This is a genomic window from Photorhabdus sp. RM322S, from assembly GCF_042879395.1.
Lineage (GTDB): Bacteria > Pseudomonadota > Gammaproteobacteria > Enterobacterales > Enterobacteriaceae > Photorhabdus > Photorhabdus khanii.
This window is the reverse complement of the sequence record NZ_JBHFKW010000024.1, coordinates 63,930-81,590: the sequence shown is the minus strand read 5'-3', so window position 1 is coordinate 81,590 and position 17,661 is coordinate 63,930. Positions and strand designations below refer to the sequence as shown.

The window sequence follows — 17,661 nt, the reverse complement described above, 5'->3', positions numbered from 1 at the left end:
ATAACCCGTTAACTGACAGTATTCTTTGTCAAGGCAGCCTGTTAAAGCATTAAACGGGATTTAGTATGGCAAAAATCGGGCATATTCACGTATCAATAAATAACCAAAATGACGATTATGAAAAGCAATATTGGATTCGGTTGAATTCCGGTCAGTTTTCGTTTAAAAAATAACCTAAAATAAATCACATATATTGGTAAACTATGGGGTATTCCAATTCACGGGAAGTGTTATAACCAGAATCAATTAAAGAGTTACCTAGGGGCTGTTGACGTTTCGTGTACATCTTATGGAGCCCAGTTATGAGAGCTTAACTGAATGCCATTGTCCGGCTTACAACCCCTGAAGGCAAAGTGAGGGGTGGGCGCAAGCCCAAAATGACCAGCAGCAAGATCGAATCGGCTAAGAAGCTATTGACCAGCGTCAGAACACACTTAGTGTGCTTTATATGACCCCAAATTATTTGGTTAAAAAATGCACTTATTGTGCGTTTCCGTACGGTTGGGCTTCAGACCCTTTTACTGAAAAAACGGGGCAATTAAGCCCCTGTGAAATGTAATTTTAAACCCAACGCTTTCGTTATTTTAAACACTGTATTAAATGTAGGGTTTGCTTCTCCAGAAAGTGCTTTATAAATACTCTCTCTACTCATTCCGACTTGTTTTGATAGCTGGCTGATATTTTTTGCTCTTGCGATATTGCCTAATGCAATAAATAAATATTTAGTATCATTTTCCTCTATCGCTGCATTTAAATAGGTTTGAATATCTTCATCATCATTTAAAAACTCAACAACATCAAACTCTTTAAGCTCTTTATTCATGTCAAAATCCCCATTCTTTAGCTATTTATTTCGCTTTTTTGATATCTTGTTGTTGTGTATTTTTATCGCCACCACAAGGCAACAAAACTATTTCATTATTCCTGTTAGCAAAATATACCCTGTATCCCTTCCCTTGATGAATTCTTAATTCTGACATTCAACTCCCAACAGGTTTTGCATCTCCGAAATTACCTTCTTTCATTCTATCAATTCTTATAATGATTTTTGCTTTTGTGGTTTTGTCTTTCAAAGATTTTAACCATCTCTCTACTTCGGGCGTTCGATTTACTTTAATCATTTTACCCCTCATTTATTTCTATAATACAACCTTTTGTGTTGTCAACCGCAGTTAACAGTTTTAACGGCTTTCTGGGTGTTTCATTTAAAAATTCTTCTCAAAACGTCAATAGCCCCTATAAAATATCGTCATGAGATTTGTAGCCAGAGCGCGAGACAACGGATCTGAACAGCGGCGAGGAAAGACTGACTATTTTTCGCATATCGTGTTGCTATACCACGCCAGCGTTTAAGATATTGACGAAGATAAAACCACGATAGCTGCACCAGTTAAAATTTTCGATATTGTCATGTTACAGGCTCCTTTAATGAAATTATTTGAAACCTCATCAAGTGATTTTTGTGAGCTAACTATCATCCATAAGATCGTCTTCATAGGATATACCCGTTATCTTTCAAGTTGCCTCTTTGTTGGCTGCACTCGCTCACCCCGGTCACATAGTTATGCTCCCGGGGATTCGCTCCCTTGCCGTCGCGATGCATCTTGAAATCTATAGGGTATATTAAGTTAATAATTTCTTCTGCAAATCGTTATTTTGGTTATTACTTGACTCATGGATATGCTGATTTCTATCACATCTAATACGTATAGAGGATATTTTTATAGATATTAACAGGTGTTGCTTGATTACATAAAATATTTATTTTCTCCATTAATTAGTTGTTATCTTGAATCCTTAGTGTCGTAAGTATAATTCGTATTTTATATTTATCAGTAGAGATAAAAAAGGCCAGCAAACACTGGCCAATTTTAAAGACTTATTTCTTAACACTAAAATCACTATGATTTATTGGGCCTTTATTACCCGCCTGATCCAATCCATATACACAAAAACGTACTGGGGAGTCTTTCTTCATAAGAGAAATCGGTATTCTTCTATAGATAGAATATCCGGTGTAATCGTCACATTTCGTAGATTCCAGAGGACCTGATTTTATACGTAAGTCAACAATTTCCCATTGATTAAATATGGGATTAACAACCCATCTGTCATCCGCTTCAAAGACTAATCTTATTGCAGGTTTTATTGATGGAGGGGTGTTATCAATTTCACGTAATTTTACTGATGCGTTAGATGTATCCTGCCAGCGTTTATTTTCAGCATGTCGTCCAATAACACACATTGTGTAAACTCCTTCTTTAGAAGGTGTCAGGAGTTTATCCAGCGGTTGCTCAGTGACTGAGAAGGGTTTGCTGTACCCTTTAGGGTTTGAGCAATCAGTATGACTCGCAAGTCCTTTTTTATAGCGGATTTTGTCAAAACCATCCTCACCAAGTCGTAAATTCCATGTGGCAGCGCTGCCGTTAACGGTACTCTGAGTAATAAGAGGGCCACTGGCGCTAATGGTGATCCCTTTGCCATCGTCAAGTTTATTTAAATCCAGTTTTCCATCATGGGTAAGTGCATGTGCAATTTTATTAACAGGCATATAGTAACTGGCACCTTTGCGTGAGTAACCTTTATCATCAACTAATTCACAAGGCCGGCCAAGCCCACAACCAGTGTAACCCGGTGTGACGGTGGTATTTAATACGCCAATTATCTTAGATTGATTTTTTAATATAACCGGCGAACCAGAGGTTCCCCCAGAAACACCAGCACAATCAACAGAAACACTTGGCGTCCAATTCCACACATGTTCATACAAAAGCGGTGTCTCTCCAAGTATGTGGCAGTCGGAATATCGCAGATAACGTTTATCACTCTCTACACCATTGACAGGTATATGAGCGAGTTCAACGGCCTGATCTGATGGCTTAAGTTCTTTTTGTAATGTCACCGGCAGTATTCCGCGCTTTGCCAGTTCTCCATAAGTTGCTTTCAGTCTGAAAACCGCCAAGTCACCCCCTTTCATGGTTGCGTATAAAACTTTATCAATATCAATAGGTTGATGTTTATCAATCAAGTCAATAAAGTAATTTGGTGTAAACGTCCAACCAAGACCGGCGGGTTGATCAATAATTACTTCGTTGGTGTCTAAGGTATCGTCAAGACAATGGCCTGCGGAGAGAATCAGAGCCTGTTGATTGGCATCCGGTTTTTCTGAGCCGGCAATGAGTGTGGCGGTACAGAGGCCATTCGTTCTTAACTTTCCAACATGCTTGAATCGATCTGCACCTGGATCGGTCGATTTTAATAGTGGAGCTTCGTTGTTGGTGTTGTCTTGCTGATGAGCAATATGCTCATTTTTGCCTTCAGGGAGTGTTTGTGCGAAGCAATTTGTTGATACAATCCCTGTAATAAGAGTAGCTAAAAAGATTTTTTTCATATTTTGACCTTAGGTTGTTTACATTTTTAATATTTCCATGTAAAGAAAACAGCTGATCAATAAAATAATGTCTATGGCTAAACTTTTTTTAGGATTTTAATAAATCCTCTTTTGGGGTATTTAATGATTACTAATTTATGAATTAATAAACATTTTTTTAGCGCATAAAGTCATTCTATTGGGTGCCTGTGTTCCGTACCCGATAATAAATAACATAAAAATCATCTGAACAGTTTTATATACGGCAATAGGGCTATAACGTTCAATGGAACGAAAGCTGACGATAAGCGTTTTTCTGGTATAAGTTCGTCGTGATAAATGATGAATTGATTAAATAGGGTTTAAGCTCCGGGGGAATATGAGTTTGTTAGTTTTTACTTAATTTCTCACCCGGAGCATTAATTGAGGAATGATAAAAATGTTAGCGAAATAATTCTGGTTTTGCTGGAATTAATTCCAATTCAGTTTGTAGTGTTTGCAAATAGTCAATAGTAATAGTGGCTAAAATGGGATAGAAATCATTTTCCAGTTTGGCCTCTTTAGTCAGTTCCAGATAACGATATGCCCACGGTAGCAAGTGCTGTTCCAGCAGTGTACGCGCAGCAGGTTTATGTCCTTGTTCCAAAATATAAACCAGAGCCAGCAGCATCAAGCCGAATTGATCTTCCGGTTCCCGTTGTTGACTGGACATGATCATATTTTGTTTCGCCAGAAATTCCCGGTAAGCTAATGTGCTTTCACCTAATAACAGGTTTTCTCTGTCCAGATAAACGGATCCCCAAGGCGGTGCTGGCATGGCTCCTTGTCCTTCGAACAGGATAGAATAGTCATATTGCAGGGATTCCGCCGGCGAGGCAGCGATTTTTTTCGTCAAATTTTCTATTTTTCCGTTATCTGACCAGGGAAATAATTTATCAATGTCTGTAAGCAATGGAATTAGCGGGCGGACTTGTTCTGACAGCGGTGAGTAATAAAAACAGGCGCCAAGAATGCGGGGAACAGTGGTATCTAATAACATCGGCAGTTCTCATTGTGATTCGGTTATACAGAGGGTGTAAGAAGCTATTTTATGACAAACTGCATCATAAACTTATGTGATATGAATAGATAGTTGATTATGATCAACGATTAATCTGTTGTGGTGTTGTTACTATCGCTGTTACCAGATTAGCGGTGGTTTTTGTTATAAGTCGTATAAATTTATCGCCGAAAATAATAAATCCTGCCGTCTTCTTGATATGAAGAATATATATTTAATTTGCATCTTAATTCAATGGAGTTAATAAGGTTATTATAATGTAAATGGATATATATCATTAGCGATCTAATAACTTAATAAATAGTCACGTTAAAAATAAATAAACCGCTGTCGGGTTAATACTGCACCTCAATGGTGTGGTTGGGAAGGGGGTGAAAATCCTCCGCAGCCCCCGCTGCTGTGATGCTGACAACTCCGCTGATGCCACTGGTCGGAACGACTGGGAAGGTGGCGGGGAAGGATGACGCTAAGCCAGAAGACCGACCTGACAGGTATGAGACATTCAACTCCTTCGGAGGGAAGCGGGTTGTCATCCAATGGATGTGCGCAGTGCTGATGCTGCGTCAGGCACGTCTTGTTGACACCTATTCTCGGTCGATATATCGGGAATTTTTTATGCAACAGTCAGGCAAGAAGGCGTTTGTTATTGCAGGTACGGGGAGTGGTTGCGGTAAGACCACGGTTACCCTTGGCATTTTGCGGGCGTTGATGCTGCGCGGGTTGGCTGTCCAGCCGTTTAAAGTGGGTCCGGATTATTTGGACAGCGGCTGGCACAGTTCGGTGTGTGGTGTGGCATCCCGCAATCTTGATGCGTTTATGTTGCCAACAGCAACTTTAAACGGTCTGTATAATCAGCATATGCGCCATGCTGATGTGGCGGTCATTGAAGGTGTGATGGGGTTGTATGATGGTTATGGTACGAACCCGAATTATTGCAGTAGCGCTGCAATGGCTAAGCAGTTGGGATGTCCGGTGATTTTACTGGTAGATGGTAAGGCAGTATCCACTTCTGTTGCAGCGACTGTTCTGGGTTTTTGTCGTTTTGATCCCTCTCTGACAATTGCGGGCGTCATTGTTAACCGCGTCAATTCTGAAAATCATTTCGAACTCATCCGTCGTGCCATTGAACATTATTGTGGTGTTCCGGTGCTGGGGCGTTTGCCCGTTATGCAAGATGTGTCGTTGCCGTCCCGCCATCTTGGGCTTATTCCTGCTCAGGAGCAGGTTGCCGATGATGCTCGCTGGCAGCGGTTGGCTCAACAGGTTGAAACGTATATCAACCTTGATCGTCTGTTGGCGCTCTGTGATTGTCCTGTTTCACCGGAAGGTGAGGCACCATCATTGCCTGATCCCGCACTGGCTGACGGCCTAACGCTGGCACTGGCGGATGATGAGGCTTTTAACTTTTATTATCCGGATAATCTGGACATGCTGGAGCAGGCAGGGGTGCGTATTCACCGTTTTAGCCCACTGCATGATCGCCGTCTGCCTGATTGTCAGATGATTTATCTGGGCGGTGGCTACCCTGAAATCTATGCCGCTCAATTGGCCGCCAATAGTGCTATGTGGGAAGCGTTACAGGATGCGCATTATCGTCAGGTTCCCCTTTATGCTGAATGCGGTGGCCTGATGTACCTTGGCGAGTCATTGACCGATGGAGAAGGCGCGCGTCACCAGATGGCCGGCATTTTGCCGGGAGAAAGCCGTATGGGAACTCGGTTGATGCGTTTTGGTTACTGTCAGGCACAAGCCCGTTGTGACACTTTGCTGGCCGCAGAGGGTGAGGTTCTACGGGGTCACGAGTTCCACTATTCCGATTTTATCAGTTCGGTACCTTCGGTCTTTGACTGCACGAAATGGCGTGATGGTATGGCAATCCAGCAATGGGCGGGGGGCTATCAGGTACAGCAAACGCTGGCCAGTTATCTTCATATCCATTTTGCCCAGCGTCCTGGCCTGCTTGATCGCTGGCTGATGTATGCGAGGAGGCTATTGTGACACTTGCCGCCTGGTTTGCTGCTTTCTTGCTCGATAGTTGGTTGGGTGATCCGCCGCGTTGGCCTCATCCGGTACGTTGGATTGGTCATCTGATTTCATGGGTGCAACGGGCTGTCCGGCGCTGTTGCCACAATGAACGAGCATTGAAAGTCGGTGGAGCAGTGTTGTGGATAGTCGTTGTTGGCTTGACCTGGCTGGTGAGCTGGGGATGTTTATGGTTGATGAACTGCATTCATCCCTGGATCGGCTGGTTGGCCGAAGTATGGATGATTTATACCCTGTTGGCTGGCCGTTGTCTGAGTGATGCCGCTCTGGCGGTACATGGTGTGTTACAGCAGGGTTCTTTGGATGAAAGTCGCCGGCAATTGTCATGGATTGTCGGGCGCGATACTTCGCAACTGGATGAGCCGCAAATCACGCGTGCAGTGGTGGAGACGGTGGCGGAAAACAGCGTTGATGGCGTTATTGCGCCACTCTTTTTCCTGATGATTGGCGGTGTGCCGTTGGCAATGGCTTACAAAGCGGTCAATACCCTTGATTCAATGGTGGGATACAAAACGCCGCAATATCGCGCGATTGGCTATGTCTCCGCCCGTATGGATGATTTGGCAAATTGGTTACCGGCACGGCTGAGTTGGCTGTTGCTGAGTGCGGCGGCTTGGTTCATCCGGGTTGATTTTCGTCAGGCCCTGCGTATTGGCTGGCGCGATCGTTATCAACATGCCAGCCCTAACTGTGGCTGGCCTGAAGCGACGGTTGCCGGAGCCTTGGGTATTCGCCTTGGCGGTCCGAATTACTATTTTGGTGAACGGGTAGATAAACCTTGGATTGGTGATGAACGCCGTGAAATCGTGCTGACGGATATCCCGCTCAGTATCCACTTGATGATGATAGCTTCGCAACTGGCCTTACTGTTGTTTGCGTTGCTGCGCTTACTGTTGGTCGGAATGTCTTAGAAAAGGGCAACGAATATGAACTATCTCCAGAAACCTCAGCAAATTGAACAGAATAGCTTTGCAATCATTGGCGATATTATTGCCTGTGAACGCCCCGATTATTGTTTTGTTGATGAGATGCAGGAAGCGGTGATTAAACGGGTGATCCACACTACCGCAGATTTTGATTGGCTGGATATTTTGTGGTTTTCACCGGATGTGCTGACTCGTATTACTGAGGCATTGCGCCGGGGGTGCATTCTGTATACCGATACCACGATGGCTCAGTCCGGTATCAATAAAGCGTTGTTACAGCAAATGGGTTGTGAATGCCGTTGTTATATCAGTGATCCGCGGGTGGTAACGATGGCGAAAGCACAGGGTATTACCCGTTCTATGGCCGCGGTGGATATCGCATTGGCTGAGGAAGGCGACAAGATATTCGTGTTCGGTAATGCTCCGACAGCGCTGTTCCGCTTGCTGGAAAGGCGGGCTTCACCATTGGCGGTGATCGGGGTACCGGTTGGATTTGTCGGCGCGGCAGAATCGAAAGCGGCGTTGATGCAAAGCGAATTGCCTTATATCGCGGCCGCAGGCCGTAAAGGTGGGAGCAATATCGCTGCGGCGATTATCAATGCCATTCTGTACCGGTTGCAGGAGGCACAATGAGCGATACGATGCAATTAGACAGCATCTGGCACAACGGTAAGCAGTATCGCAAAGGTTATACCACCGGTTCTTGCGCCACTGCCGCCGCCAAGGTTGCCGCGTTGATGGTGTTGCGTCAGCAAGTTATTGACCATGTTTCTATTGTTACCCCTTCTGGTGTGACATTACGCCTTAACGTTGAACAGCCACTGATTGAAGGCCAACAGGCGACCGCCGCTATCCGTAAAGATGGTGGCGACGATGTAGATGCGACTCATGGCATGTTGATTTTTGCCCGTGTCACGCTGTGCGATCACGGTGAAATCCATCTGAGCGGCGGGGAAGGTGTTGGTACGGTTACCCGCAAAGGTGTCGGGCTGCCGGTAGGCAGTGCCGCCATTAACCGTACTCCACGCCAGACTATTGAGGCGGCGGTACGGGAGGCTATTGGCCCCATGCGGGGAGCGGAGGTGGAGATCTTTGCACCGGAAGGTGAAGAGCGGGCAAAGAAAACCTACAACGGGAAGTTGGGAATACTTGGCGGTATTTCCATTATTGGGACCACCGGGATTGTCACGCCGATGTCGGAGGAGAGTTGGAAACGTTCACTGGCGATAGAGCTGGAAATGAAACGTGCAGCGGGAGCCGAAAAGGTCATTCTGGTTCCCGGCAATCACGGCGAGCGTTTTGTGCGTGAACAATTGGGGCTTGATGGTCAACTGGTGGTGACGATGAGCAACTTTGTTGGCTACATGTTGCAGGAAGCGGTTCGGCTCGGGTTCCGCCATATCATGCTGGTAGGGCATCCCGGCAAATTAGTGAAGGTGGCTGCGGGGATTTTTCATACTCACAGTCACATTGCTGATGGCCGCATAGAAACATTGATTGCTTATCTGGCCCTTATGGGGGCGCCGCAGGCTCTTCTGTTGGAGGTTAATCGCTGCGATACCACAGAAGCGGCGATGGAACTGATTGCAGAGTATGGCTTGCAAGCGGTTTATGACCGTATCGCCGAACGTATTTGTGAACGAATGAGTGAGATGCTGCGTTTTGCCGTTAACCCACCGCGCTGTGACGCCATTATGTTCTCCTTTGATAATCAGATCCTCGGCACCAGCCGTCCGTTGAATGACATTTTGGAGGAGATGCGATGATCACTGTTGTCGGTATTGGTCCCGGTGATACGGCGTATCTGACGCCACAGGCGCAGCATTATATTACTGCTGCAGAGGTACTGGTCGGTGGCAGGCGTCATCTGGAGATATTTAGTGGCATCACCCATGAAACCCGCATATTGGATGCCGATCTTGCCAGTTTGCTTGTCTGGTTACAGAACAACAGTACACGTCATATTGTGGTGTTGGCGTCCGGCGATCCGTTGTTGTATGGCATCGGCAAATTGTTGTCTGAATATTTTACCGCAGATGATCTGCGCATCATTCCCGGTATCAGTTCAATTCAGTATCTGTGTGCTAAAGCGGCACTGGATATGAACGATATCTATCTGACCAGCAGTCACGGGCGTACCCCGGATTTCGACTGGATTTTACAACACGACAAAGTAGCGATGGTAACTGATGGGCGCGTCGGCCCGCGGGCAATTGCGGAGGCCATTATTGCGCGTGGCCTGAGCCGTACATTGATTATTGGTGAAAACCTCTCTTTGCCTAATGAGCGTATTCACCGTCTGCGGCCAGAAGCGGTGGCGACTGACTATGACATGAACGTGGTGGTGATCTTATGAGAGATGACGAATTTTTACGCGGACAGAAAGTGCCGATGACGAAAGAGCCGGTTCGTGCGCTGGCATTGGAGCGGCTGGAATTGAATCATGCCAGCCAGTTGATTGATGTGGGAGCAGGGACCGGCAGTGTGGCGTTGGAGGCAGCGCTGCGATTCCCGGCGCTGACGGTCACCGCCATTGAGCGTAATTCGGCAGCACTGGCTTTGATTGGGGAGAATTGTCAGCGGTTGGGTTGCCATAATGTGGAGATTATCGCCGGAGAAGCGCCATTGGCATTGGATGTAATGGCAGATGCGGTATTTATTGGCGGCAGTGGGGGCCAATTGACGGCACTGATCGACTGGGCGTTGGATCACATGTACCCCGGTGGCCGTCTGGTGCTGACGTTCATTTTGCTGAATAACCTGAATGATGCGCTGGCGCATTTGCGGACGTGTCAGGTAAGTGATTTAGAGTGCATACAGCTACAGGCGTCTACTTTGGCATCACTTGGCAGCGGTCACTATTTCAAGCCGAATAATCCGACTTATCTGATTTCCTGTTACAAGGAGAAGATCGATGTCTGAACATTTTGATCCGCGGAAAGTCTGGTTTGTGGGAGCCGGGCCGGGTGATAAGGCGTTGATCACCCTGAAAGGCTATCGTTTATTGCAGCAGGCGCAGGTGGTGATTTACGCCGGTTCATTGATTAACACCGAACTGCTGGATTACTGCCCGCCAGAGGCTGAATGCCATGACAGCGCCAGTCTGACGCTGGAACAAATTGTTGCACTGATGGTGGATGGTGTACATGCGGGTAAGTTGGTGGTTCGATTGCAAACCGGTGATCTCTCGTTATACGGCTCTATCCGTGAGCAAGGGGAAGCTCTGACAGATGCCGGTATTGGTTTTGTCTCGGTGCCGGGTGTCAGTGCGTTTCTTGGTGCCGCGGCGCAGTTAGGGGTGGAGTACACCGTACCGGAAGTGTCACAAAGCTTGATTATCACCCGAATTGAAGGACGTACACCGGTGCCCCCGCTCGAACAGTTGGAATCCTTTGCTGCTCATCAGACTTCGATGGCGATTTACCTTTCTGTGCAGAAGATGAGGCATGTGGTCGCACGTCTTCAGGCCGGAGGTTACCCGGTCACAACGCCGGTCGTGGTGATATACAAAGCGACTTGGGCTGACAGTCATACCGTGCGCGGTACGCTGGCTGATATCACCGAAAAAGTACAGGCCGCGGGTATCCGTAAAACCGCTTTGATTCTGGTCGGTGCTTTCCTGGGAGAGGAGTACCACTATTCCAAGCTCTACGATGCGGGGTTTAGCCATGAATATCGCCGGGCATGAATCGATCGCTGTGTTCTGTTTGACTCCGGGCGGGGTCAGATTGGTACGAAGGTTGAGAACGCATCTGCCTCTGACCTGTTTTACCAGCGAAAAGCTGCTGGAGCCGGGGTTTCTTCCTTTTAATGGCAGTTTTGGTGACACCTTGCGTGAGGCGTTTAAGCATTATTCGGCGCTGGTGGTGGTTGCGGCGCTGGGGATCACCGTAAGAATGATTGCGCCACTGATAAACGACAAAATGCATGATCCGGCGGTGGTGGTGATTGATGAGCGTGGTCGACATGTTATCAGTTTGCTATCCGGTCATGTGGGTGGCGCTAATGCATTGACTCATTATCTGGCGGAGCTGTTGGGGGCCGATCCGGTGATTACTACCGCTACGGATATCAACGGGGTGGCGGCGCTGGATACGCTTGCCACTCAGTTAAACGCAGATATGCAGGATTTTCGCCATGTGGTGAAAGTGGTCAACCAAATGCTGGTCAGTGGTCAGAAAGTCGGGCTGTGGTGGGATGAATCACTACTTAACGAACGTGAACATTTTGATACCCGTGGTTTTGTCCCGGTAGTGAGTCTGGAGGCATTGCCGGAGCTGGATGTGCTGGTGTGTGTCACGTTGCACGATTCACTGCCCGAACTGCCTCTGCCGGTTTATAAATTGGTGCCAAAACGTGTTGTGGCCGGGATTGGCTGTCGCCGGGACACCCCGTTACAAACACTGGTTGAGCTATTGCAGCAGCAGATGGCGGAAAATCATTTTGATCTGATGGCCCTGAGTGCCATCGGCAGTGTTGTCATCAAGAAGGATGAGCCAGCGTTGAATCAGCTTGCACAGCGTTGGTGTGTACCGTTTAAGTTGTTCAGTGTTAATGAGTTAAGTCGCCATGAGCAACGTTTTCCCGCTTCCGATTTTGTCCGCCAGACGGTGGGGGTTGGCAGTGTTTCACAACCTGTTGCCTGGTTGATGAGTGAAGGAAAACTGGTTGGTCGGACCTTGCGTCAGCAGGGCGTCACTATCACTTTGGGGGTATCACAATTATGTTAACCGTAATCGGCATTGGGCCAGGCAATGAATCTATGATGACGCAGGATGCCATTGCAGCGATCCGCGAAGCTGAAATTATTGTCGGCTATAAAACCTACACCCATTTGGTCAAACATCTGACGATGGATAAAGAAGTGATTAAGACCGGCATGTGCAAGGAGATTGAACGCTGCCAGACAGCGATTGATCTGGCGTTATCCGGTCGTAAAGTAGCGTTGATCAGCAGCGGGGATGCGGGGATCTACGGCATGGCTGGTTTAGTGCTGGAGTTGGTTTGCCAGCAACAGTGCGATCTTGAAGTCAAACTGGTGGCCGGGATCACCGCCAGCATTGCTGCGGCTACGTTACTGGGAGCGCCGTTAATGCACGATTTTTGTCATATCAGCTTAAGCGATTTGTTGACACCGTGGCCGGTGATTGAGAAACGTGTGATTGCCGCCGCGCAGGCCGACTTTGTTGTTTGTTTTTATAACCCACGCAGCCGTGGCCGTGAAGGGCACCTTGCCAAAGCGTTTGAACTTATGCGGCCGTGGAAAGATCCGCATACGCCGGTGGGGGTGGTAAAAGCTGCCGGGCGTAAAAAGCAGGATAAATGGATTACCACTTTCGGCGAGATGGACTTTTCACCGGTGGACATGACCAGCCTGGTGATCGTTGGCAATCATACTACCTATTGCCGTGATGGGCTGATGATCACGCCACGGGGGTATGAGCTATGAGCCATCCGGCTATCCATGTTTTCGGCGGTACCAGTGACGCCCGGCTGATCTGCCGGGCACTGGACGCGGCAGGAGCGCGTTACCGTCTCTCTGTTGCTACCGATGCCGGGAGGCAACTGGCGGGTGATATTCAGGGAGAGGTAGTGGTGGGGCGAATGGATGCCGAGGCTATGGTGCATTATTTTGATCAGCATCAGGTAGGTTGGGTAATTGATGCGTCACATCCTTACGCAGACGCGTTAACTCACAACGTGATCGCAGCTTGCCGCCAATTGTCACTGCGGTTTACCCGTTATCAACGTCCCAGTGAGATTGACTTACTGAATCACCCATTGTTGCACAAAGTCGATAGTGTGGAGGCGGCTTGCGACGTTGCCCGGACTCTGGGACCGCGGGTATTGCTGACCACCGGCAGTAAACAACTGGCGCTGTATCAGCGTTTACTGCCGGGAAAAACCTTACTGGTACGGGTATTGCCGACGGCTGAGGTACTGGTTCAGTGTGAGGCGCTGGGGTTGGGGGTCGATCATATTATTGCGTTGCGTGGACCATTCACGGCTGAATTCAATCATGCGTTGTATGAGTTTTGCCACCCTGATGTTGTGATGACTAAAGAGTCTGGTGCTGAGGGGGGATATCAACAGAAAGTGGCTCCCTGCCTGGCACTCAATATTCCCTGTATTGTTGTGTGCCGTCCTGCACAGACCTTACAGGCAGATGAAGGAGAGCAGATTAGTTCGCTGGATGAGTTTGTCCAACACCTGACCCAATGGCAGGAACAACGAGGGCAATAAGAGGGCAATAAAATGAAAAAAGCACTGTTAATCATCAGCTTTGGTACCAGCTATCCGCAGACCCGGCAAAAGAATATCGATGCCTGTGAGCGGCAATTGGCGGCGGCTTACCCTGATCGTGATCTGTATCGTGCATTCACTTCAGGAATGATCATTCGTAAATTGCAAAAACGTGATGGCCTACAAATGGATAACCCACGTCAGGCATTGGAGCGTTTGGTTAAAGAAGGCTATCAGGATGTGGCTATTCAATCCCTTCATGTTATCAACGGTGACGAATATGAAAAGATCGTCAGTGAAGTGAGTGCCTTTAGTAAACATTTTCAACGTTTGGTTGTGGGTACACCGTTGCTTAACAGTTTTGCCGATTATCAACAACTGCTTATTGCCTTGGAAAATCAGATGCCGCCATTGGCTGCGGATGAACGCGTGGTGTTTATGGGACACGGCACCAGTCATCATGCATTTTCTGTCTACGCGTGCCTTGATCACCTGATGAGCTCCCTTAATTTTCCGGCGTTGGTGGGGGCGGTGGAAAGTTACCCGGAAATCGGCCATCTCATCATCCGCTTGCGGCGGCAGGCCGTGCGTAAGGTACATTTGATGCCGTTAATGCTGGTGGCGGGTGATCATGCAATCAACGACATGGCATCAGACGAGCCGGACTCATGGCGTTCTCAGTTGGAAGCCGTTGGGATCAGCACCCAATCTTGGTTACAGGGGTTAGGTGAAAATCCACTGATCCGCCAAATGTTCGTTCAACATCTGGCTGTCGCATTACAGCCAGATCAACAGGAGGTGGCATGATGAAGGGAAGACTTTATGCGATGGGCGTTGGTCCCGGTGCCGGTGATTTGATTACCGTACGGGCCGCCCGGATACTTGCCCGCCTTGATGTACTTTATGCACCCGCCGGGCGTAAAGGCGGAGATAGTCTGGCGCTCTCTATCGTGCGTGAATACCTCTTACCACACACTGAAATTCGCACCTGTCATTTCCCGATGAGCAGTAACGGCGAAGAAAAACAGGTGGTATGGGATGAAGTGGCACAACAACTGCAAAATGAAGTGATGGAAGGGCGGCAAGTCGGGTTTATCACATTGGGTGACGCCATGCTGTTCAGTACCTGGGTCTTTTTGCTGGCGCGTATTGGCCGGCAGGAATGGCTGGAAATTGTGCCGGGTATCACCTCTTTTGCCGCTATTGCTGCACGAACCGTACTGCCGCTTGCCATGGAGCAGCAATCAATGGCGGTCATGTCCTGTACTGCGCCGGAAGCTGAGTTGGAGCAGGCATTGCAAGCCCATGATTGTGTTGTACTGATGAAAGTTTATAACCGTTTTGCCACCGTGCGTGCGTTGTTGGCACGTTTGAATTTGTTTGAACATGCTTTGCTGATGGCAGACGCTTCATTGCCGGGTGAGCAGTGTTGGCGTTGTCTGGATCAGGTAGCAGCTGATCAGCCGCTACCCTATTTCTCCACCATTTTGGTGAATAAACAATGGCATACTAAGGAGTAGATTATGGAACAACAGCTAAAGAAACTCTCGTTGACCGGGTTGGCAATGGCAGTCTTGTTGATGTTGGTGCCGGAGCAAGCTTTTGCCATGCACGTTATGGAAGGTTTTTTGCCGCCGATGTGGGCATTGGCTTGGTGGGTTCTGTTTTTGCCTTGTCTGTTTATGGGGTTGGTACGATTGCGGCAGATTGTCAGTGATGACAGTAACCAGAAAGTGCTGCTGGCGTTGTGTGGGGCATTTATTTTCGTGCTGTCCGCATTGAAAATTCCATCAGTCACCGGTAGTTGCTCTCATCCGACTGGGGTAGGTCTGGCGGTGATTTTATTTGGTCCTTCGGTCGTTGCAGTACTTGGGGTCATTGTACTGTTATTTCAGGCACTGCTATTGGCGCATGGCGGTCTGACAACCCTTGGCGCTAACGGTATGTCAATGGCTGTGTTTGGTCCGATTGTCGGTTATTGGGTCTGGCGTCTGGCCAATAAAATCGGATTCCGGCGTGATGTTGCCGTATTCCTCTGTGCCATGATCGCGGATTTGGTGACCTATTTCGTGACGTCAGTACAGTTGGGAGTGGCTTTCCCTGAGCCTGAATTCGGTATTAGCGGTTCTATCGTCAAATTTATGAGCGTGTTCTGTCTGACTCAGATCCCGATTGCAATTGCTGAGGGTTTGCTCACTGTATTGATTTACGACCAATTAACTAAACGTCATCTTATCCACGTCAGGAGTCATTAACATGAAAAAGACCATTACCTTGCTGTTGGTGTTAATCGCGTTGGTTATTCTGCCGTTCTTTATTAACCACGGAGGCGAATATGGCGGAGCCGATGGAGAAGCAGAAGCGCTGATTCAGGTCACTGCTCCAGATTATGAACCCTGGTTCCAGCCGCTGTATGAGCCGGCCAGCGGAGAGATTGAAAGTTTGCTGTTCACCTTGCAAGGCTCATTAGGAGCAGCGGTGATCTTCTATATTCTGGGTTACTACCGGAGTAAGCGCAGTGAGCATGTTGGGAATTGATCGACTAAGTTATCAAAGCCGCTGGCGGCGGGTTGATCCGATGGCAAAATTGGCGCTCTATGGCTTGTTTCTGCTACTGGCGATGATCAGCCCGCCGCGCTACCAGGCATTGCTATTGCTGGTGATTGCGGCGCTGACCTGCTATCTGTTACGGATCGGGCCACGTCGCTATCTGCTTTGGTTATCTGTACCGTTATCATTCTTACTGGTGGGACTGATAGCCATTGTGCTATCGGTTTCCCGGCAGCCGGACGCCCTGTGGTGGGGCGTTCAGGCAGGGCAGTTTTGGTTCGGTATTGATAAAGCAGGGCTGACCACCGCCAATCAGACAATGTGGCGCAGCCTGGCAGCATTGGCAGCTACCTTCTGGTTTGTGCTTAATACCCCGTTTCCACAATTGATCCAACTGTTGAAACGTTGTCATGTCCCGGATCTATTAACGGAACAGATCCTGCTGACTTGGCGTTTTATCTTTATTTTTATTGATGAAGCGGCGGCGATCCATCGTGCTCAATCCCTGCGGTTTGGTTACACGTCGTTGGGAAGTGGCTACCGTTCACTGGCAATATTAGTTAGTATGCTATTTACACGCGTCATGATCCGCTATCAGCAAATGATTGTTTCGCTGGATATTAAACTTTATCAGGGGAATTTTCACCTGTAAGGACAGGATCCCGATGTTAGCTACCCGACAGTTAAGTTTCAGTTATCAGGATGAACCGGTCTTACAGAATTTAACCATGGATTTTAGCCACCATGCCGTTACTGGCCTGTTAGGCGCTAATGGCTGTGGCAAATCCACATTGTTTATGAATCTGAGCGGCATCTTGCGTCCACAACAGGGTGAGGTTTTATGGCAAGACCAGCCTATCGGTTATGGTAAAGCCCAATTGCGGGCTTTGCGCCAGCGGGTGACGACAGTATTTCAAGATCCGGAACAGCAAATTTTCTATACCGATATCGACAGTGATATTGCTTTCAGTTTACGTAATCTTGGCATTGATGAGGTGCTGATTGCGCAGCGTGTTGAACGGGCGCTGGCGCTGGTGGATGCTCATGAATTCCGTCATAAGCCAATCCAACATCTGAGTCATGGACAGAAAAAGCGTGTCGCGATAGCGGGGGCATTGGTGATGGAGGCGGAATATCTGCTGTTGGATGAACCGACCGCCGGGTTGGACCCTTCTGGCCGACAACATATGATCGCTATCATCGAACGTATTGTGGCAGAAGGAAAACGGGTGATTATTTCCAGCCATGATATCGATTTAATCTACAACGTCTGTGATTATCTGTACGTACTTTCCCACGGTAAATTGGTCTGTGCAGGTGAAACTGCTGAGGTTTTTCTGCAACATGAACAGTTGCAGGCAGCCGGACTGGTGCAGCCTTGGTTGGTTAAGATCCACAGCGAACTGGGGTTGCCATTGTGTAAAACTGAGGAGCAACTTTTTGCTCTGCTACGTCAGCGTAATAATTAA

19 protein-coding genes, 2 pseudogenes and 1 riboswitch are annotated in these 17,661 nt (G+C 48.0%); of the genes and pseudogenes, 16 read left to right on the top strand and 5 right to left on the bottom strand.

Translation table 11 applies throughout. From position 1 onward, the window contains the following. Positions 1 to 538 precede the first annotated feature (538 nt). The 5 genes and pseudogenes from ACGF63_RS15125 to dmsD all read right to left on the bottom strand — a co-directional run bounded on the left by ACGF63_RS15125 (position 539) and on the right by dmsD (position 4,409). Positions 539 to 823 carry an addiction module antidote protein gene (locus tag ACGF63_RS15125; protein WP_152961693.1) on the bottom strand — a complete coding sequence of 95 codons (285 nt, stop codon included), beginning with the start codon at positions 821 to 823 and terminating at the stop codon, positions 539 to 541. Positions 824 to 848: 25 nt separating this feature from the next. Beyond that, positions 849 to 1,121 (bottom strand): annotated as a pseudogene (locus tag ACGF63_RS15120) (type II toxin-antitoxin system RelE/ParE family toxin). Between the two features lie 128 nt (positions 1,122 to 1,249). After that, positions 1,250 to 1,357: pseudogene (locus tag ACGF63_RS15115) on the bottom strand (IS5/IS1182 family transposase); the annotation flags it as partial. Between the two features lie 522 nt (positions 1,358 to 1,879). Beyond that, entirely contained in the window at positions 1,880 to 3,391 is a 1,512-nt protein-coding gene (locus ACGF63_RS15110) for a trypsin-like serine peptidase (RefSeq protein WP_387631768.1), read from the bottom strand. Positions 3,392 to 3,812: 421 nt separating this feature from the next. Then, positions 3,813 to 4,409: a Tat proofreading chaperone DmsD gene (gene dmsD, locus ACGF63_RS15105; RefSeq protein WP_036848095.1), complete on the bottom strand. Its 597-nt coding sequence runs from the start codon at positions 4,407 to 4,409 to the stop codon at positions 3,813 to 3,815. A 336-nt stretch (positions 4,410 to 4,745) separates the two neighbouring features. Then, positions 4,746 to 4,933, top strand: a riboswitch (cobalamin riboswitch). A gap of 112 nt (positions 4,934 to 5,045) precedes the next feature. Between dmsD and ACGF63_RS15100 the strand changes: the two genes are divergently transcribed. Genes ACGF63_RS15100 through ACGF63_RS15025 form a run of 16 tightly spaced genes read left to right on the top strand, consistent with a single transcriptional unit; the run spans position 5,046 to position 17,661 of the window. Further along, positions 5,046 to 6,428 (top strand): cobyrinate a,c-diamide synthase, encoded by a 1,383-nt coding sequence (locus ACGF63_RS15100; RefSeq protein ID WP_387631763.1) that lies wholly within the window; start codon positions 5,046 to 5,048, stop codon positions 6,426 to 6,428. After that, positions 6,425 to 7,384: an adenosylcobinamide-phosphate synthase CbiB gene (cbiB, locus tag ACGF63_RS15095; RefSeq protein WP_036848092.1), complete on the top strand. Its 960-nt coding sequence runs from the start codon at positions 6,425 to 6,427 to the stop codon at positions 7,382 to 7,384. The genes ACGF63_RS15100 and cbiB overlap by 4 nt, the downstream gene beginning before the upstream one ends. Before the next feature lie 15 nt (positions 7,385 to 7,399). Further along, positions 7,400 to 8,032: a cobalt-precorrin-8 methylmutase gene (locus tag ACGF63_RS15090; RefSeq protein ID WP_036848089.1), complete on the top strand. Its 633-nt coding sequence runs from the start codon at positions 7,400 to 7,402 to the stop codon at positions 8,030 to 8,032. Next, entirely contained in the window at positions 8,029 to 9,165 is a 1,137-nt protein-coding gene (gene cbiD, locus ACGF63_RS15085; protein ID WP_023044078.1) for a cobalt-precorrin-5B (C(1))-methyltransferase CbiD, read from the top strand. The genes ACGF63_RS15090 and cbiD overlap by 4 nt, the downstream gene beginning before the upstream one ends. Further along, entirely contained in the window at positions 9,162 to 9,755 is a 594-nt protein-coding gene (locus ACGF63_RS15080; protein WP_036848086.1) for a cobalt-precorrin-7 (C(5))-methyltransferase, read from the top strand. Before cbiD ends, ACGF63_RS15080 begins: the two co-directional genes overlap by 4 nt. Beyond that, positions 9,752 to 10,321 carry a decarboxylating cobalt-precorrin-6B (C(15))-methyltransferase gene (locus ACGF63_RS15075; RefSeq protein ID WP_152961696.1) on the top strand — a complete coding sequence of 190 codons (570 nt, stop codon included), beginning with the start codon at positions 9,752 to 9,754 and terminating at the stop codon, positions 10,319 to 10,321. The genes ACGF63_RS15080 and ACGF63_RS15075 overlap by 4 nt, the downstream gene beginning before the upstream one ends. Then, a complete protein-coding gene (locus ACGF63_RS15070) occupies positions 10,314 to 11,087 on the top strand; it encodes a cobalt-precorrin-4 methyltransferase (protein WP_036848080.1) in 774 nt (257 codons plus the stop codon). The genes ACGF63_RS15075 and ACGF63_RS15070 overlap by 8 nt, the downstream gene beginning before the upstream one ends. After that, positions 11,068 to 12,129, top strand: coding sequence for a cobalt-precorrin 5A hydrolase (cbiG, locus tag ACGF63_RS15065; protein WP_152961698.1), 1,062 nt, complete (start codon positions 11,068 to 11,070; stop codon positions 12,127 to 12,129). Before ACGF63_RS15070 ends, cbiG begins: the two co-directional genes overlap by 20 nt. Next, positions 12,123 to 12,848 carry a precorrin-3B C(17)-methyltransferase gene (locus ACGF63_RS15060; protein ID WP_036848073.1) on the top strand — a complete coding sequence of 242 codons (726 nt, stop codon included), beginning with the start codon at positions 12,123 to 12,125 and terminating at the stop codon, positions 12,846 to 12,848. Before cbiG ends, ACGF63_RS15060 begins: the two co-directional genes overlap by 7 nt. After that, positions 12,845 to 13,642, top strand: coding sequence for a cobalt-precorrin-6A reductase (locus ACGF63_RS15055; RefSeq protein ID WP_036848070.1), 798 nt, complete (start codon positions 12,845 to 12,847; stop codon positions 13,640 to 13,642). The genes ACGF63_RS15060 and ACGF63_RS15055 overlap by 4 nt, the downstream gene beginning before the upstream one ends. Positions 13,643 to 13,654: 12 nt before the next feature. Further along, on the top strand, positions 13,655 to 14,449 hold the full coding sequence (locus ACGF63_RS15050; RefSeq protein WP_387631756.1) for a sirohydrochlorin cobaltochelatase: 795 nt from the start codon (positions 13,655 to 13,657) through the stop codon (positions 14,447 to 14,449). Continuing rightward, entirely contained in the window at positions 14,449 to 15,162 is a 714-nt protein-coding gene (locus ACGF63_RS15045) for a cobalt-factor II C(20)-methyltransferase (RefSeq protein ID WP_152962248.1), read from the top strand. Before ACGF63_RS15050 ends, ACGF63_RS15045 begins: the two co-directional genes overlap by 1 nt. 3 nt (positions 15,163 to 15,165) lie before the next feature. Continuing rightward, positions 15,166 to 15,897 carry a cobalt ECF transporter S component CbiM gene (gene cbiM / locus ACGF63_RS15040; protein ID WP_036848064.1) on the top strand — a complete coding sequence of 244 codons (732 nt, stop codon included), beginning with the start codon at positions 15,166 to 15,168 and terminating at the stop codon, positions 15,895 to 15,897. A gap of 1 nt (position 15,898) precedes the next feature. Then, positions 15,899 to 16,180 (top strand): energy-coupling factor ABC transporter substrate-binding protein, encoded by a 282-nt coding sequence (locus tag ACGF63_RS15035; RefSeq protein WP_036848061.1) that lies wholly within the window; start codon positions 15,899 to 15,901, stop codon positions 16,178 to 16,180. Continuing rightward, positions 16,167 to 16,844 carry an energy-coupling factor ABC transporter transmembrane protein gene (locus tag ACGF63_RS15030; RefSeq protein ID WP_036848058.1) on the top strand — a complete coding sequence of 226 codons (678 nt, stop codon included), beginning with the start codon at positions 16,167 to 16,169 and terminating at the stop codon, positions 16,842 to 16,844. Before ACGF63_RS15035 ends, ACGF63_RS15030 begins: the two co-directional genes overlap by 14 nt. 13 nt (positions 16,845 to 16,857) lie before the next feature. Further along, positions 16,858 to 17,661 (top strand): ATP-binding cassette domain-containing protein, encoded by an 804-nt coding sequence (locus ACGF63_RS15025; RefSeq protein ID WP_036848056.1) that lies wholly within the window; start codon positions 16,858 to 16,860, stop codon positions 17,659 to 17,661.